The sequence below is a fragment of the Phocaeicola intestinalis genome, assembly GCF_014837065.1.
Lineage (GTDB): Bacteria > Bacteroidota > Bacteroidia > Bacteroidales > Bacteroidaceae > Phocaeicola > Phocaeicola intestinalis.
This window is the reverse complement of the sequence record NZ_JACSPP010000040.1, coordinates 1-26,656: the sequence shown is the minus strand read 5'-3', so window position 1 is coordinate 26,656 and position 26,656 is coordinate 1. Positions and strand designations below refer to the sequence as shown.

Sequence of the window (26,656 nt, the reverse complement as noted above, 5' to 3'; positions counted from 1 at the left end):
AGAATCGGGGTTCTGATGAACCTATATCCGCAAGCCGATGGATATAGGTCCGCAAGCCGATGAAGCTATATCCGCAGACCTATGCATATAGCTGCACCAGATTCTTCATTCCTCTTTCTTCATTCTTAATTCTTCATTCAAAAAAATGGAAAGATACAACCGCCAACTCCTTCTTCCCGAAATTGGCGAAGAAGGACAAGCACGCCTGAAAGCGGCACGTGTACTCATTGTAGGTGTAGGAGGGCTCGGCTCTCCCATCGCACTCTATCTGGCAGGTGCCGGAGTAGGAACAATCGGGCTGATTGATGATGATACTGTAAGCGAAAGCAACCTGCAACGCCAGGTGCTCTATTCTGAAGCCGAAGTAAACCTGCCCAAAGCCCTGCAAGCCCAAAAACGGCTGGAAGCACTGAACAGCACCATCCGGATAAAGGCCTACCCTACCCGCCTGACACCCGACAATGCTAAAGCAATTATATCAGACTATGACATCGTAGTGGACGGATGCGACAATTTCATCACCCGATACCTGATTGATGACACGTGTGCCTCACTGGGGAAAGCATATGTGTACGGGGCAATCCGGGCATTCGAAGGACAAGTATCGGTATTCTTATATAATAAAGGAGAAAAAAGATACCGCAACCTCTATCCCGATGAACAGGAAATGTTATCCATGCCCCCACTTCCCAAAGGAGTGATAGGAGTTACTCCCGGACTGGTAGGTTGCGTCGAAGCTCATGAAGTTATCAAGATTATTTGTGGTTACGGGACCATTTTGGCAGGAAAATTATGGCAAATCGACCTGAAAACGATGGAAACGTACACGATTTTGCTTTAACTTACGCTAATATTACAAACTTATTACTACCTTTGCTGCACCATATTGTGTTTTCACATGAAACTGATAGTAATAACCAGGCCCACTTACTTTGTGGAAGAAGATAAAATACTGACAGCCCTTTTCGAAGAAGGACTGGAGATTCTTCATTTACGCAAAACCGATTCCACTCCGGTCTATGCAGAAAGATTGCTGACATTGATTCCGGAAAAATACAGGAAGCGTATTGTCGTACATGGGAATTTCTACCTGAAAGAAGAATATAAGTTAAGAGGGATTCATATCAACAGTCATAATTCTGTGATACCCGACAACTATTCAGGTCCTATCACTACTTCCTGTCATTCGCTGGAAGAAGTGAAACAGAAAAAGCCCCAGTTCGAATACGTGTTCCTCAGTCCTATCTTCGACAGCATATCGAAAGAAGGATACGATTCGGCTTTCACACCTGAAGAAATCCGGGCTGCAGCTAAAAACGGCATCATCGACAAACGTGTCATCGCATTGGGAGGTATTGACGAAAGCAATATCCTGCAAGTAAAAGATTTCGGATTTGGAGGGTGTGCCGTATTGGGAGGATTGTGGAACAAGTTCTGTCCGGAGCATGACTATAATTACAGTGACCTGATTGAACAATTCAGGAAACTGAAGAAATTGGCTGACTAGAAGTTTTTTCGATACATGTTTTGTCCGGCTAAAGAAATAGTGTAACTTTGTATATATACTTTTTTAAGGCAACATATTTAACAATGAGCGAAACATCAAGATTTAAAGTCTTCTCGGGTACAAACTCGAGATATCTGGCAGAGAAAATCTGCAAAAGTTTGGGATGCCCGCTGGGTAACATGAACATTACTCATTTCGCTGACGGCGAATTTGCAGTATCTTACGAAGAATCGATTCGTGGCCAGCACGTATTTCTCGTACAGTCAACTTTTCCGAACTCCGACAATTTGATGGAGCTTTTATTAATGATTGACGCAGCAAAACGTGCTTCGGCCAAACGTATCATCGCCGTTGTCCCCTATTTCGGCTGGGCACGACAAGACCGCAAGGACAAGCCCCGTGTATCCATCGGTGCCAAATTAGTGGCAGACTTATTAAGCGTAGCGGGCATTGACCGCTTGATTACCATGGATTTGCATGCCGACCAGATTCAGGGATTCTTCGATATTCCGGTTGATCACCTGTACGGTTCTACCATCTTTGCTCCCTATATCCAGTCTTTACATTTGCCTAATCTGGTCATTGCCACTCCCGATGTGGGAGGTTCGAAACGTGCCAGTACGTATGCTAAATACCTGGATGTACCTTTGGTATTGTGCCACAAGACACGTGAAAAAGCCAATGTGGTAGCATCGATGCAAATCATCGGTGATGTAAAGGGTAAAGATGTAGTGCTGATAGACGACATGGTAGATACCGCCGGTACCATCACCAAAGCTGCCGACATCATGAAAGAAGCCGGAGCGACTTCGGTACGTGCCATCGCCAGCCACTGTGTCATGTCGGGTCCTGCATCCGAACGCGTACAAAACTCGCAACTGGAAGAACTGGTATTCACCGACAGCATCCCGTACTCAAACCGTTGTGCCAAAGTGAAACAGCTTTCTATAGCCGACATGTTTGCTGAGACGATTCGCCGTGTATTGAGCCACGAATCTATCAGCTCGCAATATTTGCTTTGATTTCTTATGAAACGCAGATTAACCCAGATTCTTGCTGATTCATAATTAAATAATATGATATCCGCGTCAATCTGAGCTAATCTGTGTTTTTAATAAAATTTCCTCATGAAAATCCTTTGGCTTGACCTGAACAGTTCGTATGCGCATTCCTCGTTGGCTTTGCCCGCCTTGCAAGCCCAACTCATCGGACGTGCCGATATAGAGTGGGATATTGTTTCTGCAACTATCAATGAAAATCCGGGCATGGCGAGTGCTGAAGTATTCCGTCGGAAACCGGATATCGTAGCCGCTACCTGCTGGCTTTTCAATCACGAAATGTTACTTCACACTTTGGGACGTATCAAGGCTTTGCTCCCCGATTGTTGCATCACACTGGGAGGTCCCGAATTTTTGGGGGATAATGAAAGGTTCCTACGTAATTATCCTTTCGTGAATTGTGTATTCCGAGGCGAAGGAGAAGAGGTTTTCGCACGCTGGCTGGAAATATGGAATAAGCCGGAAGCATGGCACACCATAACCGGCTTATGTTATTTGGATACAGTTTCCACCTACCACAATAACGGACGTGCACAAGTGATGCATTTCGACCGGCTTGTCCCGCCCGAAGAAAGCCCGTTCTTCAATTGGAGCAAACCTTTCGTGCAACTGGAAACTACACGCGGATGCTTCAATACATGCGCCTTTTGTGTAAGCGGAGGCGAGAAACCCGTACGCACCCTTCCCATTGAAACCATCCGAAGGCGAATCTCCTTGATTCAGGAGCACCACATCCGGAATATCCGGGTGCTCGACCGGACTTTCAATTACAATACCCGTCATGCCCGCGCCTTACTCGATTTATTCCGCGAATTTCCAGACATCCGTTTTCACTTAGAAGTGCATCCCGCCCTTTTATCCGAAGAGCTGAAAGAAATACTTGCCGCCATGCCAAAGGGACAATTACACTTAGAGGCAGGCATTCAAAGCCTCCATCAGGAAGTGCTGACCGTCAGCCGGAGAGCAGGAGACTTGGCAGATGCCCTGTCCGGTCTGGAATTCTTATGTGCTTTGCCCAATTTGGAAACCCATGCCGACCTGATAGCAGGATTACCTTTATATCATTTAAAAGAGATATTCGAAGATGTCCGTACGTTGGCTTCTTATCGTGCCGGCGAAATCCAATTGGAATCTCTAAAGCTTCTTCCCGGAACGGAAATGCGCCGGCGCAGCTCGGAATTAAGCATCAGCTACTCTCCTTATCCTCCATACGAAGTGTTGAAAACCAACGAAATCACTCCCGACGAACTTCAAACGGCACGCATGTTATCACGCCTCATAGACGGATTCTACAATGCCAAACCTTGGCAAGAAATCACTCGCCTGTTGATTGTGGAAGAGTCTGAATTCTTGCACCGGTTCTTGGAGCATCTGACTCGTATCGGCGTCATTGACCAGCCCATGAGCCTGGAACGGCGTGGCATCCTACTCTATAAGTTCTGTCAAGAAAACTATCCGGCTTACGAAACCGCCGTGACACTTGCATGGATAGAAGCGGGCATGTCGCTTAAGAAAGAACCGGCCTACCGCGTCCGTACCAAACACGTATTACCTCCCGAACATTGGGAGGTGCTCAATGGCACCTATCACGAAAACTTGCGTCTCTGCCTGCTTCCGCCTGCCGAAAACGAAGACATTACGTATTGGTTTGGTTTTGAACCTGAATCGCAACAAACCAAACCGGTATTCAAAGCAAGGACTTTATAAATCATTCATTATTAACTGTTAACTAAAGAAATACCATGAACCGAATTTGCCGACTATTCAACATTAAATACCCCATCATCCAAGGTGGAATGGTATGGTGCAGCGGCTGGAGATTAGCTTCTGCCGTAAGCAACGCTGGAGGGCTTGGCTTGCTGGGAGCAGGCTCAATGCACCCCGAAACCTTACGCGAGCACATCCGTAAGTGTAAAACAGCTACCGACAAGCCTTTTGGAGTAAATGTACCGCTCATGTATCCCGAAATAGATACTATCATGCCAATCATCGCCGAAGAAGGCGTAAAAATCGTTTTCACGTCGGCAGGCAGTCCAAAGAAATGGACTGACTGGCTTCACGAACGGGATATCCTCGTGGCACACGTAGTGGCTTCGTCCAAATTTGCAGCCAAATGTGAGGAAGCGGGCGTAGACGCTATCGTAGCCGAAGGATTCGAAGCCGGAGGGCATAACGGACGAGAAGAGACCACTACCATGTGTCTCATCCCTGCCATTCGCCGTACATGTACTCTGCCCCTATTGGCTGCAGGAGGCATAGCGACTGGCAAAAGCATCCTTGCCGCACAAGCCTTGGGAGCCGACGGCGTACAGATAGGAACCCGATTCGCATTAACCGAAGAAAGCTCAGCACACTTCTCGTTCAAAGACCGGTGCCTGCGCCTGAACGAAGGCGACACGATACTGACACTGAAACAACTTTCGCCTACCCGATTGGTGAAAAATGACTTCTACAAACGGGTTGAAGAAGCAGAACTGCGCGGTGCATCAGTAGATGAACTTCGTGAGATCTTAGGACGGGGACGCGCCAAGTTAGGAATATTCGAAGGAGACATCTTTGAGGGAGAAATCGAAATTGGTCAAGTTGCCTCACAAATCAAACGCTTGCAAGCAGTTGACGAAGTGATGAAAGAACTGATAGATGAATATAATGAATCGCTGATTCGCCTGCAGGCAAACCGCCTGATGGATATGGCATAAAACAAAAAGCATGTGACGGTCATTATTAAAATAATGAGGTGAAAATGAAGATATATTACTTTGCCGTTTCAGTTATCTTCATGGATTGTAGCAGTTAACTGGAATAGCTTATGAAGTATATCTTCGTTTTCAGAAGGAGATGTTATGGACTTATGAAGATATTCGTTTGGAACAAAACCGGGACATAAAGCACAAACAAAGAGCGATAAAATCCAGCTTTCTCTTCGTTTATGCATTCAAATAATTGATTACCTTTGCACGATTTTTCAAGCAAAGGCGCAATGAACAATGCATATGAAGAAAGATTAGGTACCGAACGTATGCTGCCGCTGGTATTCAAGATGGCACTCCCAGCCATCGCGGCACAGTTTGTAAACCTACTATACAACCTCGTAGACCGTATCTACATCGGGCATATTCCAGACATCGGAACTGATGCGCTGGCAGGAATCGGTGTGACCAGCGCAGTCATCATTCTGATTTCTGCCTTTTCATCTATCGTAGGAGCTGGAGGTGCTCCATTGGCAGCCATAGCCTTAGGACAAGGCGATCGCGAACGGGCCGGAAAAATACTGGGTAACGGTTTCATTTTACTGATAATCTTTACACTTATCACTTCCTCCATAGCATATATTTTCATGGAGCCGATTTTATTGTTTACCGGTGCATCCGGACGGACAATCGGCTATGCTACTGATTACCTGTCGGTTTATCTGCTGGGAACGCTCTTCGTAGAATTGTCGGTAGGGCTCAATACTTTTATCAACATACAAGGACGTCCCGCCATTGCCATGTACTCAGTGCTGATAGGTGCCATTCTGAATATCGCGTTAGACCCTCTGTTCATTTTTACATTCGACATGGGAGTAAAAGGAGCAGCTTTTGCCACCATCTTGTCGCAAGCTTGCAGTGCGGCCTGGACGTTAAGTTTCCTGACATCCGGAAAAGCTTCCCTCCGGCTGGAACGGCAGTATATGAAGCTACACAAAAGCATCCTTTTTCCCGTTCTGGCACTGGGAATTTCTCCTTTTATCATGGCAAGTACTGAAAGCCTGGTAAGCTTCGTATTAAACGGTACGTTGGAGCGCTTTGGCGACATCTACGTCAGTGCACTCGCTATTATGCAAAGTGCAATGATGATTGTCAGTGTTCCACTAACCGGATTTGCACAAGGATTTGTCCCTATTGTAAGCTATAACTACGGACATCATGATTTCAATCGTGTCAAATCGTGTTTCAAGATTGCGCTTATCTCGATGTTTTCATTCAACTTTGTGCTGATTGTGTTTATGATACTGTTTCCTTCAGTCATAGCTGGCGCTTTTACTACCGATCAAAAACTAATAACCGTTGTATGTCAAATGATGCCCATATTCCTTGCCGGTATGACCATATTCGGCTTGCAACGTACTTGCCAAAATATGTTCGTGGCACTGGGTCAGGCAAAAGTATCCATTTTCATCGCCCTTTTGCGAAAAGTCTTCCTTCTGGTTCCTTTGGCACTTGTCCTTCCACATATCATGGGTGTGCATGGTGTATTTGCAGCAGAAGGCATTTCAGATGCAACAGCAGCCATCTGTTGTACCCTTATTTTTGCCTTCCGCTTCCCCAAAATACTTCGGTAAGGCTATTCTCTCCGCCTCACGATATTCCGAAAATCGTTCACGATGTCACGCCCTAAGTTAACCCGCGTACTGTCTACCTGCCGGATGGCCACCGGTGTAACCGCATCTTTATATTTCGCTTTACCCAGTTTGAATTTCATCTTGTCCAGATTGCCCGTTATGGTAACTCCCATCTTGAAAGGCAAAGGCGATTTCAAAATGGATATGTGATAATTGAAATTCATATCCAATCCTTGTGTCCCTCCCACTGCAGCTTTATAACGGTCTATTTGCACTACAAACGGATATACCGTCACATTACCGTCTTTCACCGTTACATTAACTGATATGCTGTCGAACACATTCCGTTTCTTGTTTTTGAACCTCAACATTTTTGATATCTCGGAAAAAGTTTCCCCATCCATCAATACCAAGCTGTCACCATCGATACGGACTGCGGCACGCAGGCTGGGTATTTTGATGTTCATGTTCGAATCAAGCCGGGCTTCTGCCGCAGCATCAAAATTGACCTGCCCTTTGAACGAACGAAGCATTGGCACGATGGTATCCAACGAAGGAATGAAATCAACCAGTTTACCGATATTGATTCTACGCAGCCTGAAATCAAATCCCGCATATCCTCGCTTTTTCTCTGTGGCCCGATAAACCACCGTTGCAAACATACTTGCATCCAATCCTTTCATCCGCAAAGCATTGAGGTGCACAGCCTGATCCCGAACGTTTACTTCACCACGTACATTTTCGAATACCATTTTGTCGTAACGTACACGTTTCAAATTTGTCTGCAGTTCGAAATCTATGTTCTTCGGCACGATAAACAATTTCATTGCCGAGGCTGTATCCACTTTCTCTTCTGCAGCCTCTTCCGTATCCACCGTGTCTGCCGGAAAACTGAGGGCATTAATCAACTGATTGCAATCAAGGTTGTGCGAAGACACATCCAACTGGGCACGCAATACCTTATGATGCTTCATTACGCCATATAAGTCGTAAACCACACCACTTGCAGTCAAATCGGAACGGCCAATACGGAAACTGGCATTTTTCAATGTTATCCGACGGTCGCCTACAGTAAGTGCCGTCTTGCGCATACGGACAGGCAAAGTAAATTGAGGAACATTTACTTTCAGGCGATTGAAACCAATGATGCCTTTAGGTATCCACAATGAATCGCGCACCTTTTCTGCCGATACGCCAAACCCTGCCTTGTCCATACCGAACCGGATATCGCCTGCACGTGCAAACAATGTATCTGCCTCCATTGAAAGTCCGATACGTGGCATGGAAGGATTCCGCTGTCCTGGTTCCAGACTGATAGTGGCAGTAGTCTTCTTGCAAAACACAGCCAATGAATCTCCCATATTCCCTTTCAATTGATTCAATTCCACCTTGCAATCCATTTTGGCTATTCGTGCCGTATCCTGCGGATTGGTTGTTTTTGCTGTAGCGGTAAGGCTGGAAAGATTGGCATCCAGACGGCGAGAGCGTAATACCAGCTTGCTTATCTGAGCACGGGCGGCCAAGAAATCATTGCCTAAAAATGCCAGTGATGCATCGCTGGTAAACTCGAAGCCTTTGGCTGTATCTTGCAGCGACATGCCATTCATCGTGACTTTACCTGCCGCCCGGATACGTCCCAAATCACGTTTCTTAATAGATGACAACCGTGTCTTCAACCGTAAGTTTGCTTCAACAGCTCCTTGGATAGTTACTCCCTGTTGTAACGGGAAAGTCTGTGCCAACGAAGTCAGGTCTATCTTTGATTGGGTATTGAACGTAATCACCGGATCACCCAATAAATCATCCACCTTCGCATCTGCCAATACATCGGTATGTGCACCTTGGAAACGGAAAATTTTCAAATCGGCATACGAAGGTTTCTGACGCATCAGGTCTACAAAAGCTTGAAAATCTGCCGAGAGATGGTCAATTCCATAGGGCAATTTATCGTATTTGGCAGAAGCATCCTTGATACGGACATCCAGTGTGACAGCAGGTACCTGTTTTTTCCCGTACCAGCCTTTTACCGTTCCCCGCATCATCACTTCCCCCTTGGCAGTCATGCTTTCACGTTTTAAAATACTTTCGGGTATCATGCTCAGTACCGTTTCAAGCGTAGGAGCATGCAGACCGTATGTGAGATCTACAGCCAGTGCCCGACGAACCGTATCGCCCTGCAATGTCCCTTTCACATCAAAATGAATACCGTTGACCTTGATGCCGGCATCATGCAACACCAGTTTACGTGTTTGCCGTTCCAGTTCAAGGTCGGTATCCAACTCTGCAGCTATCCGGTGCAGCAACAACTGACCGTCTTGCCAGAAAATAATGTTATCGTTTTTAAACTTCAACGACAATCGCGAACGTTCCTTATGCAGAGCGGCACGCAATCCTAAAGAAGCATTCTGCAAGCTGGCATACAACCGGGTGTCGCGGTCGTCAAAAACCACATCTGCATGTTTCAGCGAAACCCGGCGGATGTCAATGCCTCCCGTCAGGGGCTTTGCCGTTACCGTATCCTTTGCTGCCACAGCAGAAGTGTCAACCTGCATGATGTCCCAGTTTGCCACCCCTTCCTTACTTTTATAAGCATAGACAGAGGCATTTTCCAATCCCAGATAATTAACCGTAATTTTATTCTTATACAAATAATCCAACGGGTTAACTACCACCACACACTTGTCGAACGCGACCAGTGAATCTGTTTTCTGCCACAATGTGTCTTTCAACGCTTTCGAGACCAGACTTCCATTTGTCAGTTTCAGTCCGAAACGGGGGAATGTGGAAAAGAAAGTCAATTCCACACTTTTCATATCCAATTTGGCATTCAAGACCTGATTGGATACCTTCAATACCACTGGAGTAAGTTTTTCGGGCGTAAATATAAAATTAACCGCCAAAGCTATGCCTCCCAACGCCAGAACAATCAGTGCAACGACCGACAAACAGGTTATTTTCAGAATATTCTTTGTCCGTTTTTTCATCATTCTTTTATTTGTTCATAAAACAACGGCAAAGATACAAATAAAAAGAAGCGGCGGTTATTCTTCTGCCGCTTCTTCAATAGAAAACTTTATCACTGTCACATTTGCCTGATAAAACGTTTCCCCATTTTCAATATACATACTTCCTCCCGACCGCATGCACATGCGCACTGACATACCGTCATTCGCCCGTAAGAGGTATTCGCCTGTGTGTTTTTGTTCATTAACGGTATACCACATCGCATTCTGTCCATACTGTACTTCCACGTAGTTGCCGTCTGTTTCATAATCCCAGGAAATAAGATAGTCGGCCGTTTCTCCCCGGTGAGAAGTAAAGACACATGTCGCTTCATCGTAATTGATATACGACAGACTGGTTACTTCTTCGGGATAAAAATTGAATACTACCACTCCTGCCGAATCGCTTTGCATCACATTATTTATTGTGTATGAGGTATAAGTTTCCCCCAAATGATGCTTTTCTATCGGATAATATTCGATGTCTGCTTGCTGGCAGGAACTGATAACTGACAAAACAAACACACTCCATATTATTATCGTTTTCATTCCATCAGCATTTCCGGTACCAACATCTCGTCCTCTTTCCCTGCAGGAGTTCGGGAAGACCAAATTTCATATTGTTCGTCAGTTAGAATCTTCTTTAACTTCTTGTCGAACTTTTTTATCTGTTTCTGCATATCTTCCCGTTCATTCTTCATGGGCATCGAAGGTGGCATTCCTTCCATTCTCGGAGGCATTCCGCCTTGTGGAGGCATCCCTCCTCCTCCTTCAGGAGGCATTGGGGGACGCCCTCCTTCAGGCAGATGTCTTTCTGTCATCCTTTCCACTTTTTCTTTTTCCTGTTTCAAGTAAAGCTTATATATTTTTTTGTATTGCTTTTCGCTTAATTGCAAAAGTTCGTTCATTTCGTCCGTTCGCCTTTTTGCCATCTTCTCCGGGTTGGGGACTTCCTTTACCTGTTCTTCTGCTTGCCAAAGAAAAGCAGAAAAATTATCTGCCACGGCAAACATTTCTCCGCCGAAAGCCATCCCCAACAACAAACTACAAATGTATCTTTTCATATCTTCTTTGTTTTAATGATGTTTCAAAGTTAAGCGCTCTTTCATCCCATACCAAAAACTATCAACCAACCAGATTATCTTATCAGTAAATCGCTCTATTTTCATAATGAATCTGTCATTTCGGCACATACATACAAGGAAAGGCCTAATCACTTGTCAACAATATGATATTTAAACCGAAAAACGTTTGTATAAAGTATGATATGAATTCCGTCATCAGCCAATCCGGCCGAGTTGAAAACGCAGTAGTACTGCATCTGCCGATGAAGTATATATCCGTAAGCGAATGCAGTATATATTCAACCGCGAATGCAGTATATATTCAACCGTTGATGCAGTATATATTCATTTTTCAAGGGTATGACTGTTTGCAGGAATTCATTAAGTATAACAGCCGCCACCTTTCACAAGGCAGCGGCTATTGTGAGAAAAAAATTGATTTTTTAGAAGCTGTTTTGAATTTATCGTGTGATGATTTGGGATGAGTTTTTGAGGCATTTTCGCTTCTGTGATGAGGAAGATAGCGGGCTATCTGACGAAGAACAGGAGCGAAAAGGACCAAAAAATCGCCCAAAGCACACACGAAAACGGATACATCAAGCCAAGAAAAACTTTTTGGAGAAATTCAAAACAGCTTCTTACTTTGCACATTCATGTTTTGGAATCTTTTTAATGTCTGTTACCAGCCTGGCAACTGCTCCAGATTAGGATTATTGTTCACATCATCTGTCGGCTCACCACTACGAAATTAGATTACTGCAAACACTCGGCAAAAAACTATCAGCTAACCAAAGGATTCTCTCAATAAAAACATCGTTCTATACGCTAAAATGTCTATAATCCCAATAGCTTGCAAAATTGGCTGAACAGTCTGTGAAATCGTCCAATTCGCCGATTATTTTTGCTGCAACATATCTTTTCTTTTATCTTTGTTTCATGCAATATTAAAAAGACGACAAGACTATGACTACTTTACAAAAACAACAATTTTTCGAGCATACAATTTACGCAACAATTGCCATACTGATTTTTGCTACTCCTATCATCAATGCCTTGTTGATGGCATATCAGACTAATGGAAAAACCGAGATTACCCGTCCTGCCATTGATATGTGGATTATTACCAGTCCCTTTTTTTCCTCTTCTTAATAAATAACTATGTACTGATTCCGGAGATGCAAAGCCTTTCACAAACCATTCCTGCAACTGCAGAAACAGAGAACCCCGAAACTCTTTTTGTAAAGAGCGATTACAAGGTTGTACGCATCAACATAGACAGCATCAACTACATTGAAAGCATGAGCGAATACATTCGAATCTATACCGATGAACGCGAGAAGCCCGTTACTACCCTCTATAGCCTGCAACGGCTGGAGGCTCGTTTACCCGCTCATTTCATGCGAGTACATCGCTCATATATCGTCAATATGCAGAAAATCAAAGAAATTTCCAGATTCCGAATCTGCTTTTCACCCAAAGCACTGATTCCCGTAGGCGAGAATTACAAAGAAAAATTTATGGAGTACATCCGCAAGCATGGCATCTTATGATTCACTAAGAAGCTGTTTTGAATTTCTCCAAAAAGTTTTTCTTGGCTTGATGTATCCGTTTTCGTGTGTGCTTTGGGCGATTTTTTGGTCTTTTTCGCTCCTGTTCTTCGTCAGATAGCCCGCTATCTTCCTCATCACAGAAGCGAAAATGCCTCAAAAACTCATCCCAAATCATCGCACGATAAATTCAAAACAGCTTCTAAAAAAACAGTCATAGCTTTCATTGGATGGTTGGGAAGAAAAACGTATCTTTGTTACAATAAAAAAACGATTTCGCATGAATGGATATCTATATAAATACCTGTCTCCACTGGGTGACATAACCCTTGCCAGCAACGGTGAAGCGCTGACCGGATTATGGTTCGACGGACAAAAATATTTTGACCCTGCACTGACAGCTACCTACGTTGAAAAGGAGCTTCCTGTGTTTGTTGAGACTCTTGAATGGCTGGAACGATATTTCAACAGAGAACTTCCGGGTGTACCGCCTGCCCTTCAACCGCAAGGTTCCCCTTTCCGGCAAGCAGTGTGGAATATACTAAAAGAAATTCCTTACGGACAAACCGTCACTTACAAAGACATCGCACAAAAACTCGCCCGCCAAAAAGGTGTCGAGCATTTTTCGGCACAAGCTGTAGGTGGAGCTATCGGACATAATCCCATCAGCATTCTTATTCCCTGCCATCGGGTTATAGGAAGCAACGGAAATTTGACTGGTTACGCAGGCGGACTTTGGCGAAAAGAAAAATTACTGGAATTGGAAAGGGAACATTTCCTTTCCCGCAATGCCTGAGCCTGTTTCAGAAAGTGTTTTGAATTTTCAAGTAAATATCTGAAGACAAAAAAAAACAACTAATTCACACTTTAAATGTGAATTAGTTGGTAAGAATCTAAGCTACTGATCAGATATTCAACGATTTCTTCACAGCTTCTACTTTTTCAAGAGCAGCGGCTGTTTCGCGGGCATAACACTTCGGACAGCCCATTTCGCCCTTCACCTCCACGTAGAACTTAATTTTCGGTTCAGTGCCCGACGGACGAACAGATACCTTCGTACCATCTGCCGTGAAGAACTGAAGCACATTTGAGGTCTCAGGCATTTCAATATCGGTCACATTGCCCTTGTTATCGGTAGCCTTCAGCGTCTTGTAGTCTTTAGTCAAGGTCACTTCTGATCCACCCAATTCTTTCGGCGGACAAGCACGGAAGTTGTCCATCATCGCCTTGATTTCATCGGCACCGCTCTTACCCGGTTTCACTACATTTACGGTTACTTCTTTCGAGAATCCATATTCCAGATAAACTTCCATCAGGATGTCGTACAAAGTCTTTCCCTGGTCTTTTGCCCAAGCACAGATTTCAGCCAGTAACGAGCAGGCAGATACCGCGTCTTTATCGCGTACGAAATCTTCAGCAAGGAAACCGTAACTTTCTTCACCGCCACCGATGTATTGCTCTTTGCCTTCACGCAAACGAATTTCACGGGCAATCCATTTGAAACCGGTATAGCAATCTATCATCTTGATGTTATTCTTTTCTGCCACTTTACGGATAACTTCGGTAGTCACAATGGTCTTCACGATAAACTCGTTGCCTTTCATTTTGCCCATTGCGATACGGTTCTTGATGATGTAATACAAGAATATCAGGCAGGTCTGGTTACCGTTAATCAATACCCATTCACCTTTATCGTCCTTGCAAGCCATGCCTACACGGTCTGCGTCCGGATCGGAAGCCATTACGATATCGGCATCAATGCTCTTGGCAAGGTTAATGGCCATAGTCAAAGCTTCTGCATTTTCCGGATTCGGAGATACGACTGTCGGGAAATCGCCGCTCTTCACCATCTGTTCAGGAACACAATGCACGTTTTCGAAGCCCCACAGCTTTAATGATTGTGGAATCAGCATCATACCGGTTCCGTGCAGCGGCGTATAAACAATCTTCAGGTCTTTCTGACGCTTGATTACTTCAGGATCGATAGATATGCCATGCACCTTTTCCAAATAAATATCATCGATATCTTTGCCAATAATTTGAATCAGTTCTTTGTTGCCCTGGAACTTGATATCGGTTACCTTTACCTTGTTTACTTCATCGATAATGCCTGTATCGTGTGGAGCAAGCACTTGTGCACCGTCTTCCCAATATGCCTTGTAGCCATTATATTCTTTCGGATTGTGCGAAGCCGTAATATTGATACCGCTCTGACAACCCAAATGACGGATAGCAAACGATACTTCCGGCGTAGGACGCATATCATCAAAAAGATATACCTTGATGCCGTTTGCCGAGAAGATATCAGCTGAAATTTCGGCAAACTTACGGCTATTGTTGCGGCAATCGTGCCCCACTACTACTGCAATGTCTTTTTTCCCGGCAAAGCATTTGTTCAGGTAATTGGCCATACCTTGTGTAGCAGCACCTACTGTATAGATGTTCATACGATTTGAACCCGCACCCATGATGCCGCGCAGACCACCCGTACCGAATTCTAAATCTTTATAGAACGCATCGATAAGTCCGGTTTTGTCTGTGTCTTCAAGAATCCGTTTTACTTCGGCCTGTGTTTCTGCATCATAAGCAGGAGTCAACCAGCTCTGAGCCTTTTCTGTACAAAGTTTGATTAATGCTTCGTTTTCCATGATGTTATAAATATTATTAAAGTTAGTAATATGCATAATACATTTTGTACCCCAAAAATAAAAGATTCATTCTACATATCCTAATTTTAGGACATTTTTTTTAAAGCCATTTTTAAGCAATCAATAGACTGTTGAAAAATAACCAATCCCCAATTGACCAAAAATCCTCCTCAAACGAACATAAGTGATACGACTGACTCACTTATGTGAAACGCCCGAGTTACTTATGTGAAACGGGGCACTCACTTATGTTCATCAAAAGGCATGCTTGACATCCAAATATAAACCAAAACAATGTGGAATGAGGCATTTATTTGGAAAAAGTTCGCAACACATACACTTATAAGCCTAATTTTTTATTACTTTTGCGCACAATTCACCAACTTCTGTGCAATTTTTTAAGAAAAATGGAGAACAAAGAAAGCTTGATACAATTAATAGAAGAAAGCATCCGCCGGAACTGGGACCGCGATGCAATGACCGACTACAAAGGTGCTACCTTGCAATACCGGGACGTGGCACGGAAAATAGAAAAGATGCACATCCTTTTCGAGTTTGCCGGCATTAAACCCTGCGACAAGATAGCCCTATGTGGACGAAACAGTGCCAATTGGACTGCTGTATTCCTGAGTATCATTACTTACGGTGCTGTGGCAGTACCTATCCTACACGAATTCAAGGCAGACAACGTACACAATATTGTCAACCATTCCGATGCCCGGATGATGTTCGTAGGCGACCAGGTGTGGGAAAATTTCAATGAGGCTGCTATGCCCAGGCTGGAAGGCATCATCGAATTGAAGAACTTTGACCTGGTGGTATCGCGCTCAAAACAATTGACCTACGCACGCGAGCATCTGAACGAAGAGTTCGGCAAGCGCTATCCATGCCGATTCCGTGCCGAGCACGTGTCTTACCGGCGTGAAGATCCGGAAGAACTGGCTGTCATCAACTATACTTCGGGTACTACCGGATACTCGAAAGGTGTGATGCTTCCATACCGGTGTTTTTTGTCGAATATTCAGCACATCCATCGCAAAGTGGGGCTGCAAGCCGGTGACAACGTTGTATCCATGCTCCCTTTAGGACACATCTTCGGACTTACCTTCGATTTCTTGTATGGAGTAACTGTCGGTGTGCACCTGTGGTTTCTTACCCGTATGCCCTCACCTAAAATCATAGCCGAGTCGTTTGCAGAAATACGTCCACGTGTCATCGCCTGTGTACCCCTTATCGTAGAGAAAATATTTAAAAAGAACATCCTGCCCAAAGTAGACAACAAACTGGGCAAGTTGCTTTTGAAACTTCCCATCATCAGTGACAAGATAAAAGAACAGATACGCAATCAGGCAATGGAGGTATTTGGCAACAACTTCATCGAAATCGTTGTAGGAGGAGCTCCTTTCAATGCCGAAGTAGAAGCTTTCCTGCGCAAAATAAACTTCCCCTATACCATCGCCTATGGTATGACCGAAGCGGCACCGCTTATCTGTCATAGCCGGTGGGACGAAATCGAATACACTTCGTGTGGCAGGACTGTCAGCAATATGGAAACGAAAGTGCTCTCACCCGACCCCGGACACATTCCCGGAGAACTGGTATGTCGGGGACGCAATGTGATGTCCGGGTATTTCAAAAATCCTGAAGCCACCGCACAAACCATCGATGCCGAAGGCTGGTTGCACACAGGTGACATGGCAATAAAGGATGCCGAAGGAAATATCTTTATCAAAGGAAGATGTAAAAACATGCTGCTTACCGCTTCAGGACAAAACATCTACCCTGAAGAAATCGAAGCACGACTCAACAACATGCCTTATGTGGGTGAATCGCTGGTGCTTCTCTCGGGCGATAAGCTTATTGCGCTGGTCTATCCCGACCACGAAGATACTTTCGCACATGGGCTAAGTGCCATCCAACTGGAACAGCTGATGGAAGTGAACCGCAGCGAACTGAACAAGCAACTCCCCGCCTATTGCCAGATAACCCGCATCCGCCTCTATCCCGAAGAGTTCGAGAAAACGGCAAAAAAGAGTATCAAGCGATTCCTTTACCAAAACATCGAAAACTAATAAATAATTGCTTTTTTGTCTGGAAGGACCTTACACATATTCCCGACGCCATCTGTGTGCCTCAGAATGCATAGACAGATGGCGCCGGATAGATACAAACTCTACTTCTTGAACACAAAGTATACTGCAAGGATCAGACAGACAAAAGCAGCAAAATGGTTCCATTTCAACTCCATCTTAAAAGCTATCATCGAAAACACGGTGAATACGGAAAGCGTTATTACTTCCTGTATCACTTTAAGCTGCATAATGTCGAACGGCCCGCCACTATCGCGAAATCCTAAGCGATTGGCAGGTACCTGCAGGCAGTATTCGAAAAAAGCGATTGCCCAACTAAAAGCTATGACGCCTATCAGCGGTAAAGAAGCAAACCAACTGAACTCTTCGCGCATCTTCAGATGCCCATACCAGGCAAATGTCATGAAGATGTTCGAAAAAACCAACAATACAATCGAATAAATTCCTTGTGTAAACATTTTGAACAATTAATAATTAACAATTAATAATTAATATCCGCATTTGCCTGATTGCCGTAGGGGCGTATTGCATACGCCCGGATGCATCAACTTATCCACGTGAACGCTTTCGGGCGTATGCGATACGCCCCTACAGTGGCTGTTTGCGGATTCAATAAAAATATCTCTGTGTCTCCGTGCCTCTGTGTTCAGATTTCAATTATTACTCCGCGTCTTTGCGCCTCTGCGTTCGGCATAAACCGGAAGCAAATCCGCTTGAACATTCGTCATGCTGTTCCAAAGACTATAACGGGCTTCGGGGTTCATACGCTCCAGTGTACGCAACACTTCCTTCATATTGGTACGGTGTGAATCTTTCTCATAAGGACAATTCTTCAACTGCTTATGATATTCACGGATGCGTGCCAACTCCGACAACTCTGCTTCGTGTACCAGACATAACGGACGAATAATCGTCATGTTAAACTTGCGCATCACCAGCCGCGGAGGCATTGTACTGAAAGCTCCCTGAAATGTCATATTCATTAAAAGAGTTTCCAGAATATCGTCCTGATGATGTCCTAGGGCAATTTTATTACACCCCTGTTCTTTTGCTATTGTAAACAAAGCTTTCCGCCTGTTCCACGAACAAAGGAAACAAGGTGACTTGCGAGTATCAGTCGAGGGGTCGAACGAAGTTTCATAGCTCACGAAAGGCACACCCAATCCTTCGGAGAATGTACGGAGGTAGTCCGTATCCGACTCATAGGCAATATTAGACATCACTACATGCGCCGCGATTACTGAAAAGCGAGGTTTATAGATGCGAGACCGCTTGGCTAGCAATTCCAGCAGAGCAAGCGAATCTTTTCCACCCGAAAGTCCCACCAGTATCTTATCGCCTTCATCTATCAACCCATATTCCACTACTCCTTTATTAAACCTCCGGTTGATGGTATGTATCAGTTTTTCTTCTTTTCCCATGTTTTTTTCATTCTTTGTGAACACAGAGGCACGGAGACACAGAGGGATATTTTATTTTTGAATATCCGCATTTCACCCAATTGCCATGTAGGGGCGTATCGCATACGCCCGAATACGTCAACTAATCCACGTGGATGTCTTCAGGGCGTATGCGATACGCCCCTACATGGGATGTTTGCGGATATTCAAATTATTTTATGGTAAAACCGCAAATAAAATCTCCGTGCCTCTGCGCCTCTGTGTTCAAATCCGGGCACAAAAGTACATCAATTTAGCGACTCTAAAAAAAGAAATGGAAAATATGCTTCGAATTTCAAAGAAAGTTTGTACTTTTGAGAAAACAACACGAAGAATACACATGAACAGAAAAAAACATATGCTTGCCGCCCTGCTCCTTGCCCTGACGTGCGGAGGGACGGTGCACGCCCAAACTTTGAACCAGGCAAAAGAATGGTTTAATGAAGGCAAGTTTGCCGAAGCCAAACCCGTATTCGAGAAACTGGTGAAACGTGCCCCTTCGAATGCCAATTACAATTTTTGGTACGGGGCATGTTGCTTCGAAACCGGAGAATTGGCGGAATCACAACCCTATCTTGAGAAAAGCGCAGCCCGGAAAGTGATTAACGCCTACCTCTATTTAGGCAAACTCTACTATACCCAATATCGCTTTGATGACGCGGTAGAGAACCTGGAAGAGCACATCATGTGGCTGGAAAAGAAAAAACAAGATACAGAAGAAGCTGAACGGATACTCTCGAAATGCCGGTTAGCAGCGCGTATGCTACGTGGTACGGGACGGGTGACCGTAATAGATAGTTTTGTTGTGGATAAAACCTCGTTTCTTTCTGCCTATAAACTGAGCAAAGCTTCGGGAAACATTGAAATGACCGATAACGGAGAGGGTGCCATCTATACCAATGAATGGGGAGACAAGACCCTCTTTCCGCAAACCGACGAGGAAGGAAAATTCCACCTCTATTCACGCATGAAACTTATTGACCGCTGGAGTGCCCCTCAGCCCTTGCAAGGGATAAACAAAAGCGGATACAGTCAGAATTTCCCGTTCCTCGATTCGGACGGCATCACCCTTTATTATGCAGCAGAGGACGAAGAAAGCCTGGGTGGCTACGACATTTTCATCACACGCTACGACTCGGACGACAACACGTACCTGCGCCCCGATAACATCGGCATGCCGTTCAACTCGCCGGCGAATGACTATATGTATGCCATCGACGAAGTGAACCGCCTCGGTTGGTTCGCCTCCGACCGCTACCAGCCCGAAGGTAAGGTATGCGTCTATGTGTTTGTTCCTAACGAATCGAAAGAAGTGTACGACTATGAAGCATCCGACCCCAAAGACATCATTGCCCTTGCCAGCTTGAAGGATATAAAGAAGACACAGACCAGCGACAATGTAGTGCGGAGCGCCAAACAACGTCTGGCACAAGTAATGTATGCCGAAGACACAAAGAAAAAGAAAGGTGATTTTCGCTTTGTAGTGGATGACAATGTCATCTATCACCGTCTTTCCGACTTCGTTTCGAAAGAGGCACGCGAGCAATTTCAATCATATCTTCAGAAAGAAAAAGACCTGACCGATCTTCAGACTTCGCTGGAGAACCTGCGTACGGCATACCGCGAAAGCAACCGGACGGGAAAAGAGCAGCTTGCCCCAGGTATCTTAGACAAAGAGCAGCGCGTGAAAACTTTGCGGGATGAAATTACGGTTCTTGAGAAGAAGATACGGAATACAGAATTAAGTAAATCAAAATAATTATGGAAATACTTATCATCATCGCGCTTATCGTGGCAGGACTGATACTCTTCCTTATCGAAGTGTTCCTCGTGCCGGGCATTACCCTTGCAGGCATCGCGTCGGCATGCAGCCTGCTCTATGCCATTTATTATGCCTTCAGCGACATGGGTATGCAAGCGGGATTCGTCACGCTGGGCATCGTGGTTCTCGGCATCATCGGCATCACCGTATGGGTGATGCGCTCGAAAACGGTTGACCGGCTCTCCTTGAAGAAAGAACTCAATTATCAGCACAACCCATTAAGAGACATTCAGATAAAGGCGGGCGATTGTGGCATATCCACCACACGCCTCACGCTGATAGGGAACGCTGACATCAACGGACATCTCATCGAAGTGCAATCCGCCGACGGTTTCATTGATGAAGGCACTCCTATCGAAGTGACCCGCATCGATAATAACACGGTATACGTAAAACGTGCCGGAAACTGATTTATTCACTTTAAAATAAATACACTATGGTTCCTCCTCTCTATTTGCAAATTATTACTGTAATCGGAATTGTCATCATTTTGGCGGTATTCTTCCATTACGTTCCCTTCTTCCTTTGGCTATCCGCCAAGGTATCGGGCGTACGCGTATCATTGGTACAGCTTTTCCTGATGCGCATCCGCAACGTGCCTCCCCATGTCATCGTGCCCGCCATGATAGAAGCCCACAAGGCGGGGCTGAACACCATCACCCGTGACGAGCTGGAAGCCCACTACATGGCAGGCGGACACGTGGAGAAAGTGGTGCACGCGCTGGTATCGGCGTCGAAAGCCAACATCGAGCTTTCCTTCCAGATGGCAACGGGCATCGACCTTGCCGGACGTGACGTGTTCGAGGCGGTACAGATGTCGGTCAACCCGAAGGTGATTGACACGCCTCCTGTGACCGCCGTGGCAAAAGACGGCATCCAGCTCATCGCCAAAGCCCGCGTAACGGTGCGCGCCAACATCCGCCAGCTGGTGGGAGGCGCAGGCGAAGATACCGTCTTGGCACGCGTAGGCGAAGGCATCGTATCGAGCATCGGCTCGTCCGAGAATCATAAGTCGGTGCTGGAAAACCCCGACTCTATCTCGAAGCTCGTGCTCCGCAAAGGGCTGGACGCCGGTACCGCTTTTGAAATCCTCTCTATTGATATAGCCGACATCGATATAGGCCGGAACATCGGGGCTGCCCTCCAAATGGACCAGGCAAACGCCGACAAGAACATCGCCCAGGCCAAAGCGGAAGAACGGCGTGCCATGGCGGTCGCGCTGGAGCAAGAAATGAAAGCCAAGGCGGAAGAAGCCCGTGCCAACGTGATTCAGGCAGAAGCCGAAGTGCCCAAGGCCATGGCAGACGCTTTCCGGAGCGGGAACCTCGGCATCATGGACTATTACCGCATGAAGAACATCCAGGCGGATACCGACATGCGGAACAGCATTGCCCAGCCCGACCAGCATCCCGCGGGAGGCGAGCCGATAGGAAAATAGAATCTCACATTCTCACCACAGATTACACAGATTTTCAATTGATAAATGGAACGCAGAGACGCAAAAACGCGAAAGAAAAATCTGTGTAATCTGTGGTAAAAAAACACGACTACTATGCAAACGAAAACTTACTTTCCCCCATCCGAACTCATCATCAACGAAGACGGTTCGGTGTTTCATCTCCATGTGCGTCCCGAACAGCTTGCCGACAAGGTGATACTGGTGGGCGATCCCGGACGGGTGAACCTGGTCGCTTCGCACTTCGACACGAAAGAGTGCGACATCCAGAGCCGCGAGTTTCATACCATCACCGGAACATACCAAGGCAAGCGTATCACCGTGGTCTCTACGGGTATCGGATGCGACAACATCGACATCGTGCTCAACGAACTGGACGCACTTGCCAACATCGACTTCGGGACACGTGAAGAGAAAGACAGCTTGCGCCAACTGGAACTGGTACGTATCGGCACGTGCGGAGGGCTTCAGCCCTATACGCCCGCAGGTACCTTTATCTGCTCGGAAATCTCCATCGGCTTCGATGGGCTGCTCAACTTTTACGAGGGGCGGAATGCCGTAAGCGACCTTCCTCTGGAACGCGCCTTGCTAAACCACCTGGGATGGACAGGAAACCTCTGCTCCCCCACTCCATACGCCGTGCATGCCAATCACGAATTAGTGGAACGCATCGCAAGAAACGATATGGTAAGAGGAATCACCGTGGCATGCGGCGGATTTTTCGGCCCTCAAGGCAGACGCTTGCGCATCCCTCTTGCCGACCCCCGCCAGAACGAGAAAATAGAGAGTTTCGAGTACAAAGGACAGCATATTACCAACTACGAAATGGAAAGTTCCGCCATAGCCGGACTCTCCCTTTTGCTTGGGCACAAAGCCACAACGGTATGCATGGTCATAGCCAACCGCGTAAAGCAAGAAGCCAATACGGGTTACAAGAACCAAATAGACGACCTTATCCGTGTCGTGCTTGAACGGATTTGATTTTTATCCTTAATTACAATGGAAGCTAATTTCAAACAAGACCACATTACAGACAAAGCGGAACGCTACAAAACGTTTCTCCGCCAGTTTGCCCCCCTTATCGAGGGTGAAACACATGAAATAAGCGTACTCGCCAATACATGCGCCGCCCTAAAAGAAGCTTTCGGCTTCTTTTGGGTAGGATTTTATTTAGCGGAAAACGATGAACTCGTATTAGGGCCTTTCCAAGGAAGCGTGGCGTGCTATCGCATCAAGAAAGGACGGGGCGTGTGCGGAACCGCCTGGGAACGGATGCAGACATTGGTTGTGCCCGACGTGGAACAATTTCCCGGACACATTGCCTGCAGTTCGCTCTCGCGTTCGGAAATCGTAGTGCCTCTTATTGTCCAAGGCGAAGTAAAAGGCGTGCTCGACATCGATTCAGACCTTCCGGCGGCTTTCGATGAAACCGATAAGCTGTACCTTGAACAAGCGGTCCGGATACTTGCCGACACCATATATAATAACAGCAAACCATCCATATGAACCAACAAGATACCATTTGTGCCATAGCCACTGCCCAAGGAGGAGCGATAGGCATCGTTCGCGTGTCCGGTCCCGATGCCGTGACATTAACCGGCCGTATTTTCACCCCCATAGGCTCAACCGTCCCTCTGACGGAGCGCAAGCCCTACACCCTTGCCTTCGGGCATATCAAAAACAGCAAAGGAGAAATTATCGACGAAGTGCTGGTCTCTGTCTTCCGTGCCCCCCATTCCTATACGGGCGAAGATGCCACCGAAATTTCGTGCCATGGCTCGGCGTATATCCTCCAGCAAGTGATGCATTTGCTCATCGGGCAAGGATGCCGTACGGCAATGCCCGGCGAATATACCCAGCGCGCCTTCCTGAATGGGAAAATGGATTTGAGCCAGGCGGAGGCAGTAGCAGACCTTATCGCCTCTACGTCTGAAGCTACCCATCGCCTGGCCATGAATCAGATGCGCGGAGGTTTCAGCCGAGAACTGGCAAAGCTGCGCAACCAGCTCCTTCACCTCACTTCGCTTATGGAGCTGGAGCTGGATTTCTCCGACCATGAGGAACTGGAATTTGCCGACCGTACAGAATTGCAGGCTCTGGCCGCACAGATAGAACAGCTCATCTCTCATTTGGCAAACTCTTTTCATGCGGGCAACGCAATCAAGAATGGCATTCCTGTAGCCATCATAGGCGAGACCAATGCCGGCAAGTCTACATTGCTTAATGCCTTGGTAAAAGAAGAACGCGCCATAGTAAGTGACATCCACGGCACCACGCGTGACATTATTGAAGATACGATAAGCTTAAACGGAATCACTTTCCGTTTCATCGATACGGCCGGCATCCGCCAGACCCAAGACACGATAGAAGCATTAGGCATTGAGCGCAGCTTCCAAGCCATTGACCGGGCACAAATCGTAATTCTCGTATGTGACAAATCACAAGGAGAATCAGCCTTTCAAGCATTCTACCGGCAAGTGGCCGGCCGCCTTGAAGGCAAACAAGTCATCGTAGCCCTTAACAAATGTGACTTAGCGGACACTCCCACTTTCCTCTCGCCGCAAGGAACAGTCATTGAGATATCCGCCAAGAAAGGACAAAACATCATCGCCCTGCAAGAAAAGCTGGTGGAACTTGCCGCTCTTCCAGACATCCAGACCGGCGATGTCATCGTAACGAATGCCCGCCACTATGAAGCCCTCATCCATGCCCTTGCGGCTATCCGGCGCGTGCAAGAAGGATTGTCCACAAACCTCTCCGGCGATTTCATCTCGCAAGACTTGCGCGAATGCATCTTTCATCTGAGTGATATTGTAGGAGATGTAACGACAGATGAAGTGCTTGGAAGTATTTTTGAGCATTTTTGCATCGGTAAATAAAGTACTCTAAACAACTCAAAACATCTTCAAATAACTTATAATAAGTCCCTCATTTTGAGGGACTTTTATTTTTAACACTTCCGAGTAGCTTTTTGTTGTTTCAAATTATTGCGACTATTTTTGTACCGTATTTGAACCGCGATGGAATTTAAAAGCGGTGCGATTACGACTAAATGACATTGAAGTCACTTCCTTGGGACACCCTGGGAAAATGCCCAAATGACATTGAGAGCACAAGCTGGGACACCCTGGGACGTGGTGGGACACCTTGGGACACTTTTGGGTGACTTCGTTGGCGAAATTATCACAAATATCAGAAACGGCAATGGAGATACAGAAACGATGTAAGTACTGCGGAAAGCTCTTTATTGCACATACATTGGCTACTCAGTATTGCTCACGTCAGTGTAATGGCAAAGACTACAAAAGAAAGATGCGAGAGAAGGAAATTTCAGACTATCTTGAATCAAATCCTCAGGATGTGCCTGCTGAAGTTTCCTCCCAGAAATCTGTTCTCGAACAAAAGAGATTCCTTACTCCGAGAGAGGCTGCCGCTTATCTGGGCATCGGAAAATCTTCGGTCTACAGAGAACTTGCCAGTGGGCTTATAAAAGCCGTTCAGATGAAAGGAAAGACTCTTATCAGACGGAAAGATATTGACGGTTTGTTCGATCGGGCAAAAGAATATCAGACACGAACAGGCAAGATTCATAAGAAACGGGAATATTACACAGTCAGCCAGATTGTAAATAAATTCCATACTACCCGTCGTGCTGTATGGAATCGTTGTGAGAAGTATGGCATTAAAAAAGTGTATCAAGGGCGAAACACCTTCTATGACAAAGCTCTTGTGGATATACACTTTGCAGAACTGATTGCTGAAGTGGATATGAATGACTATTACACAATAGATCAAATCATGGAAAAGTTCAGTATGAGCCATGCTGCTGTGCTTTCTTTCGTTCAAAGGAATGATATTCCTCGTATCACACAAGGACGTAAGGTTTACTACTCACGTGCGCATATTGATACCTTCAAAGGTGAAAGAGAGAATGTTGATCCGCTTTATTACACCTATAAGGATATACACGAAAAATACAAATTAAGTAAGGACCAAATCAATTATTATGTCCACAACTATAATATCCCAAACCATAAGCAAGGCCGATTGACAATCGTTGAACGAAATAGCTTTGACAGGATTATAAAAGAAAGAATGAGTACAAGCTTTCTTGACAAAGAAGTTGAGAAAAGAAAAAAACAGAAGAAGACCGATAAGGTTCCTGACGGCTATATCTCAATCAAACAGATTGCTGAACAATATGGTATTACAGAGAAAGCTGCCCAAGCGAAAACCCGTGAAGGGAAACTGGAAAAGCTATTCATCAAACATCGAAACTACTTTAATGCAAATGCCGTGGAACAGTTGTTCAACCGTGATCCGGAAAAGTTCGATGTTCCTGAAGACTATATAACTGCACAGAAGATTGCCGAACGGTTCAAGATAACAGTTCATCATGTACATGGTAGAACAAGGCAAGCCAAAGTTCCGAGAATAACTATCAAGCACATAAACTTCTACGAGTTAAAAGCTGTGGAAGAGTTATTTGGACATCGTGTCCCTGTTTCAGAATCTGTTGAAGGAGATTCTATCGAATGGATTACAGGAGAACAGATTGAAGAGCTTTATGGTCTGTCCACTGCAGCCAGAAGAACTTTGGTTTCCCGCCACAAGATACCAAGTATAGTCAAAAGTAAGTGAAATGCGAATAATTCGTTTAAAAGTTGTATCTTTACGGCATGGAAATGCAGTTGTCGAC

24 protein-coding genes and 1 pseudogene are annotated in these 26,656 nt (G+C 45.6%); 18 read left to right on the top strand and 7 right to left on the bottom strand.

The window, feature by feature from the left end:
* Positions 1-145: 145 nt before the first annotated feature.
* The 6 genes from H9625_RS12000 (at position 146) to H9625_RS11975 (ending at position 6,889) form a co-directional block, all read left to right on the top strand.
* Positions 146-841, top strand: coding sequence for a HesA/MoeB/ThiF family protein (locus tag H9625_RS12000; RefSeq protein WP_191764507.1), 696 nt, complete (start codon positions 146-148; stop codon positions 839-841).
* Positions 842-898: 57 nt separating this feature from the next.
* The gene (locus tag H9625_RS11995; RefSeq protein ID WP_022040885.1) at positions 899-1,507 is read left to right on the top strand and encodes a thiamine phosphate synthase; all 609 of its coding nucleotides are present in this window, start codon (positions 899-901) and stop codon (positions 1,505-1,507) included.
* An 83-nt stretch (positions 1,508-1,590) separates the two neighbouring features.
* A complete protein-coding gene (locus H9625_RS11990) occupies positions 1,591-2,529 on the top strand; it encodes a ribose-phosphate pyrophosphokinase (RefSeq protein WP_087209873.1) in 939 nt (312 codons plus the stop codon).
* 105 nt (positions 2,530-2,634) lie between these two features.
* A complete protein-coding gene (locus H9625_RS11985) occupies positions 2,635-4,272 on the top strand; it encodes a B12-binding domain-containing radical SAM protein (protein ID WP_191764505.1) in 1,638 nt (545 codons plus the stop codon).
* Positions 4,273-4,307: 35 nt separating this feature from the next.
* Positions 4,308-5,264, top strand: coding sequence for an NAD(P)H-dependent flavin oxidoreductase (locus H9625_RS11980; RefSeq protein ID WP_191764503.1), 957 nt, complete (start codon positions 4,308-4,310; stop codon positions 5,262-5,264).
* Positions 5,265-5,545: 281 nt separating this feature from the next.
* Positions 5,546-6,889, top strand: coding sequence for an MATE family efflux transporter (locus H9625_RS11975; RefSeq protein ID WP_087249154.1), 1,344 nt, complete (start codon positions 5,546-5,548; stop codon positions 6,887-6,889).
* Between the two features lie 2 nt (positions 6,890-6,891).
* Here H9625_RS11975 and H9625_RS11970 read toward each other — a convergent pair whose 3' ends face one another.
* From H9625_RS11970 to H9625_RS11960, 3 genes are read right to left on the bottom strand one after another with little or no spacing between them, the layout of a single operon-like run.
* Positions 6,892-9,873, bottom strand: coding sequence for an AsmA family protein (locus H9625_RS11970; protein WP_191764515.1), 2,982 nt, complete (start codon positions 9,871-9,873; stop codon positions 6,892-6,894).
* A gap of 57 nt (positions 9,874-9,930) precedes the next feature.
* Positions 9,931-10,440: a hypothetical protein gene (locus tag H9625_RS11965; protein WP_191764501.1), complete on the bottom strand. Its 510-nt coding sequence runs from the start codon at positions 10,438-10,440 to the stop codon at positions 9,931-9,933.
* Complete coding sequence (locus tag H9625_RS11960; protein ID WP_143269877.1) at positions 10,437-10,955, bottom strand: hypothetical protein; 519 nt, start codon at positions 10,953-10,955, stop codon at positions 10,437-10,439. The genes H9625_RS11965 and H9625_RS11960 overlap by 4 nt, the downstream gene beginning before the upstream one ends.
* Before the next feature lie 471 nt (positions 10,956-11,426).
* On the opposite strand from H9625_RS11960, the gene H9625_RS11955 reads away from it, so the two are divergent.
* The 3 genes and pseudogenes from H9625_RS11955 to H9625_RS11945 all read left to right on the top strand — a co-directional run.
* Positions 11,427-11,663 (top strand): hypothetical protein, encoded by a 237-nt coding sequence (locus tag H9625_RS11955; RefSeq protein ID WP_191764499.1) that lies wholly within the window; start codon positions 11,427-11,429, stop codon positions 11,661-11,663.
* Positions 11,664-11,918: 255 nt separating this feature from the next.
* The gene (locus tag H9625_RS11950; RefSeq protein WP_087208140.1) at positions 11,919-12,104 is read left to right on the top strand and encodes a hypothetical protein; all 186 of its coding nucleotides are present in this window, start codon (positions 11,919-11,921) and stop codon (positions 12,102-12,104) included.
* 77 nt (positions 12,105-12,181) lie between these two features.
* Positions 12,182-12,505: pseudogene (locus tag H9625_RS11945) on the top strand (LytR/AlgR family response regulator transcription factor); the annotation flags it as partial.
* A 4-nt stretch (positions 12,506-12,509) separates the two neighbouring features.
* Here H9625_RS11945 and H9625_RS11940 read toward each other — a convergent pair.
* Positions 12,510-12,680 (bottom strand): hypothetical protein, encoded by a 171-nt coding sequence (locus tag H9625_RS11940; RefSeq protein ID WP_158098125.1) that lies wholly within the window; start codon positions 12,678-12,680, stop codon positions 12,510-12,512.
* 102 nt (positions 12,681-12,782) lie between these two features.
* On the opposite strand from H9625_RS11940, the gene H9625_RS11935 reads away from it, so the two are divergent.
* On the top strand, positions 12,783-13,298 hold the full coding sequence (locus tag H9625_RS11935; protein WP_022040895.1) for a methylated-DNA--[protein]-cysteine S-methyltransferase: 516 nt from the start codon (positions 12,783-12,785) through the stop codon (positions 13,296-13,298).
* A 109-nt stretch (positions 13,299-13,407) separates the two neighbouring features.
* On the opposite strand, the gene H9625_RS11930 is transcribed toward H9625_RS11935, so the two are convergent.
* The gene (locus tag H9625_RS11930; protein WP_087208221.1) at positions 13,408-15,150 is read right to left on the bottom strand and encodes a phospho-sugar mutase; all 1,743 of its coding nucleotides are present in this window, start codon (positions 15,148-15,150) and stop codon (positions 13,408-13,410) included.
* A 407-nt stretch (positions 15,151-15,557) separates the two neighbouring features.
* On the opposite strand from H9625_RS11930, the gene H9625_RS11925 reads away from it, so the two are divergent.
* Positions 15,558-17,222, top strand: a complete 1,665-nt coding sequence (locus H9625_RS11925; RefSeq protein ID WP_087208146.1) for an AMP-binding protein — start codon at positions 15,558-15,560, stop codon at positions 17,220-17,222.
* A gap of 101 nt (positions 17,223-17,323) precedes the next feature.
* On the opposite strand, the gene H9625_RS11920 is transcribed toward H9625_RS11925, so the two are convergent.
* Positions 17,324-17,698, bottom strand: coding sequence for a DMT family protein (locus H9625_RS11920; protein WP_022040898.1), 375 nt, complete (start codon positions 17,696-17,698; stop codon positions 17,324-17,326).
* A gap of 195 nt (positions 17,699-17,893) precedes the next feature.
* On the bottom strand, positions 17,894-18,661 hold the full coding sequence (locus tag H9625_RS11915; RefSeq protein ID WP_191764495.1) for an ATP-binding protein: 768 nt from the start codon (positions 18,659-18,661) through the stop codon (positions 17,894-17,896).
* Positions 18,662-19,019: 358 nt separating this feature from the next.
* Here H9625_RS11915 and H9625_RS11910 point away from each other — a divergent pair, with 358 nt between their 5' ends.
* From H9625_RS11910 to H9625_RS11880, 7 genes are all read left to right on the top strand, one after another.
* Entirely contained in the window at positions 19,020-20,438 is a 1,419-nt protein-coding gene (locus H9625_RS11910) for a tetratricopeptide repeat protein (protein ID WP_191764493.1), read from the top strand.
* Between the two features lie 2 nt (positions 20,439-20,440).
* Positions 20,441-20,911 (top strand): NfeD family protein, encoded by a 471-nt coding sequence (locus tag H9625_RS11905; protein ID WP_022040901.1) that lies wholly within the window; start codon positions 20,441-20,443, stop codon positions 20,909-20,911.
* Between the two features lie 26 nt (positions 20,912-20,937).
* Positions 20,938-21,939, top strand: a complete 1,002-nt coding sequence (gene floA, locus H9625_RS11900) for a flotillin-like protein FloA (RefSeq protein WP_022040902.1) — start codon at positions 20,938-20,940, stop codon at positions 21,937-21,939.
* A gap of 114 nt (positions 21,940-22,053) precedes the next feature.
* On the top strand, positions 22,054-22,938 hold the full coding sequence (locus H9625_RS11895) for a nucleoside phosphorylase (protein ID WP_191764491.1): 885 nt from the start codon (positions 22,054-22,056) through the stop codon (positions 22,936-22,938).
* 18 nt (positions 22,939-22,956) lie between these two features.
* A complete protein-coding gene (locus H9625_RS11890; RefSeq protein ID WP_191764489.1) occupies positions 22,957-23,463 on the top strand; it encodes a GAF domain-containing protein in 507 nt (168 codons plus the stop codon).
* Positions 23,460-24,836 (top strand): tRNA uridine-5-carboxymethylaminomethyl(34) synthesis GTPase MnmE, encoded by a 1,377-nt coding sequence (gene mnmE, locus H9625_RS11885; RefSeq protein ID WP_191764487.1) that lies wholly within the window; start codon positions 23,460-23,462, stop codon positions 24,834-24,836. The genes H9625_RS11890 and mnmE overlap by 4 nt, the downstream gene beginning before the upstream one ends.
* 433 nt (positions 24,837-25,269) lie before the next feature.
* Positions 25,270-26,598, top strand: coding sequence for a helix-turn-helix domain-containing protein (locus H9625_RS11880; protein ID WP_191764485.1), 1,329 nt, complete (start codon positions 25,270-25,272; stop codon positions 26,596-26,598).
* Positions 26,599-26,656: the final 58 nt, after the last annotated feature.

Excerpts from the sequence above, each read along its gene's own strand:
- H9625_RS12000 (WP_191764507.1), top strand. The coding sequence starts at position 146 with ATGGAAAGATACAACCGCCAACTCCTTCTTCCCGAAATTGGCGAAGAA.
- H9625_RS11995 (WP_022040885.1), top strand. The coding sequence starts at position 899 with ATGAAACTGATAGTAATAACCAGGCCCACTTACTTTGTGGAAGAAGAT.
- H9625_RS11990 (WP_087209873.1), top strand. The coding sequence starts at position 1,591 with ATGAGCGAAACATCAAGATTTAAAGTCTTCTCGGGTACAAACTCGAGA.
- H9625_RS11985 (WP_191764505.1), top strand. The coding sequence starts at position 2,635 with ATGAAAATCCTTTGGCTTGACCTGAACAGTTCGTATGCGCATTCCTCG.
- H9625_RS11980 (WP_191764503.1), top strand. The coding sequence starts at position 4,308 with ATGAACCGAATTTGCCGACTATTCAACATTAAATACCCCATCATCCAA.
- H9625_RS11975 (WP_087249154.1), top strand. The coding sequence starts at position 5,546 with ATGAACAATGCATATGAAGAAAGATTAGGTACCGAACGTATGCTGCCG.
- H9625_RS11970 (WP_191764515.1), bottom strand. The coding sequence starts at position 9,873 with ATGAAAAAACGGACAAAGAATATTCTGAAAATAACCTGTTTGTCGGTC.
- H9625_RS11965 (WP_191764501.1), bottom strand. The coding sequence starts at position 10,440 with ATGAAAACGATAATAATATGGAGTGTGTTTGTTTTGTCAGTTATCAGT.
- H9625_RS11960 (WP_143269877.1), bottom strand. The coding sequence starts at position 10,955 with ATGAAAAGATACATTTGTAGTTTGTTGTTGGGGATGGCTTTCGGCGGA.
- H9625_RS11955 (WP_191764499.1), top strand. The coding sequence starts at position 11,427 with ATGATTTGGGATGAGTTTTTGAGGCATTTTCGCTTCTGTGATGAGGAA.
- H9625_RS11950 (WP_087208140.1), top strand. The coding sequence starts at position 11,919 with ATGACTACTTTACAAAAACAACAATTTTTCGAGCATACAATTTACGCA.
- H9625_RS11940 (WP_158098125.1), bottom strand. The coding sequence starts at position 12,680 with ATGATTTGGGATGAGTTTTTGAGGCATTTTCGCTTCTGTGATGAGGAA.
- H9625_RS11935 (WP_022040895.1), top strand. The coding sequence starts at position 12,783 with ATGAATGGATATCTATATAAATACCTGTCTCCACTGGGTGACATAACC.
- H9625_RS11930 (WP_087208221.1), bottom strand. The coding sequence starts at position 15,150 with ATGGAAAACGAAGCATTAATCAAACTTTGTACAGAAAAGGCTCAGAGC.
- H9625_RS11925 (WP_087208146.1), top strand. The coding sequence starts at position 15,558 with ATGGAGAACAAAGAAAGCTTGATACAATTAATAGAAGAAAGCATCCGC.
- H9625_RS11920 (WP_022040898.1), bottom strand. The coding sequence starts at position 17,698 with ATGTTTACACAAGGAATTTATTCGATTGTATTGTTGGTTTTTTCGAAC.
- H9625_RS11915 (WP_191764495.1), bottom strand. The coding sequence starts at position 18,661 with ATGGGAAAAGAAGAAAAACTGATACATACCATCAACCGGAGGTTTAAT.
- H9625_RS11910 (WP_191764493.1), top strand. The coding sequence starts at position 19,020 with ATGAACAGAAAAAAACATATGCTTGCCGCCCTGCTCCTTGCCCTGACG.
- H9625_RS11905 (WP_022040901.1), top strand. The coding sequence starts at position 20,441 with ATGGAAATACTTATCATCATCGCGCTTATCGTGGCAGGACTGATACTC.
- floA (WP_022040902.1), top strand. The coding sequence starts at position 20,938 with ATGGTTCCTCCTCTCTATTTGCAAATTATTACTGTAATCGGAATTGTC.
- H9625_RS11895 (WP_191764491.1), top strand. The coding sequence starts at position 22,054 with ATGCAAACGAAAACTTACTTTCCCCCATCCGAACTCATCATCAACGAA.
- H9625_RS11890 (WP_191764489.1), top strand. The coding sequence starts at position 22,957 with ATGGAAGCTAATTTCAAACAAGACCACATTACAGACAAAGCGGAACGC.
- mnmE (WP_191764487.1), top strand. The coding sequence starts at position 23,460 with ATGAACCAACAAGATACCATTTGTGCCATAGCCACTGCCCAAGGAGGA.
- H9625_RS11880 (WP_191764485.1), top strand. The coding sequence starts at position 25,270 with ATGCGAGAGAAGGAAATTTCAGACTATCTTGAATCAAATCCTCAGGAT.